This window comes from Oleiphilus sp. HI0066 (assembly GCF_001635725.1).
On the sequence record NZ_LWFH01001634.1, the window covers coordinates 1 to 1,289 of the forward strand.

2 protein-coding genes are annotated in these 1,289 nt (G+C 43.2%); both read left to right on the forward strand.

Annotation, left to right across the window (positions count from 1 at the left end; all coding sequences use genetic code 11):
- Positions 1-467, forward strand: a 467-nt coding sequence (locus A3738_RS25555; protein ID WP_156504501.1) for a cell division ATP-binding protein FtsE, incomplete at its 5' end; no start/stop codon positions are given.
- Positions 460-1,289: permease-like cell division protein FtsX (gene ftsX / locus A3738_RS25560; RefSeq protein WP_068763948.1), on the forward strand; the 830-nt coding region annotated here is incomplete at its 3' end. The genes A3738_RS25555 and ftsX, both read left to right, overlap by 8 nt.

Sequence of the window (1,289 nt, forward strand, 5' to 3'; positions counted from 1 at the left end):
CTCCGCGACAAGTTCCTTATTATCGTCGCCATGCAGGTGTTGTATTCCAAGACCACAAACTTCTGTTTGATCGCACAGTCTTTGATAATGTCGCGATTGCGATGGAAGTTGCAGGAACGCCACCAAAGGAAATTGCTAAACGCGTACGGGCTGCACTCGATAAAGTTGGGCTACTGAGCAAAGAGAAGCTCACGCCCATTCAACTTTCTGGAGGTGAACAACAACGTGTTGGTATTGCTCGTGCTGTCGTCAACAAGCCACCTATTCTGTTAGCTGACGAACCTACAGGTAATCTTGATCCAGAGCTATCGGCAGAAATCATGAAGCTGTTTAGCGACTTTAACCAAGTGGGTGTCACGGTGTTGATTGCAACGCATGACTTAGAGCTTATTTCACGCCTACCTTACCGAGTAATCGAACTTGATCATGGCCACATCAGAAACGAAGAGGCATTCGTAAATGGCTAAGTCAAATTCACAAGGCGCTCAAGTTTCTGCATCAAAACCGATGCTTGGCAGTTACTTTGGTAATCACAAAAAAGCTCTTTCTCATACCCTTAATGAGCAAAAGAAAAAACCATTAGCATCAATCCTTACGTGCGCCGTTATTGGTATTGCTATCTTATTGCCCACTTTACTAGGCGTGTTCTTAAGCAATCTCGAGCGCTCTCAATTGAGCTTTGATAATACGACTCAAATGACGGTGATGCTAAGCAAAACATTATCGCCGATTAAAGGGGCAACATTTGCGCAAGAACTAACAAAAATCGAAGGCATAGAGTCAGCCAAGTTCATCCATCAAGATGATGCTCTTGAGGAATTTAAAGCAACATTTGAACTCGAGTCGACACTTGAGCACTTGAGCGACAATCCCCTTCCTCACAGTATTATCGTAACCCTGAGTGATTCTGCTAATACGATAGAACAAGCGCAAAAACTTCGCACTAGCCTACTAGGAAAGCCTGAAATTGATCTGGTTCAGCTTGATTTAATGTGGGTTCAGCGACTCAACTCTATTACCAACTTTCTTAGTTTAAGCACCTGGATTCTTGGGCTAATGCTAAGTATTGCTGTCATTTTAATTCTCGGAAATACGATTCGATTAGCAATCGAAAACCGAAAAGACGAAATTGCCGTACTTAAGCTGGTAGGAGGAACGGACGCGTTTGTTTGTAGACCGTTTCTGTACTTAGGTATTTTCTATGGCATAGGCGGAGGAATATTTTCCATTATTTTATGCAGCGTGGTGTTAGCCATTCTAGCGCAACCTATTGAAGCACTGAAAGCTTC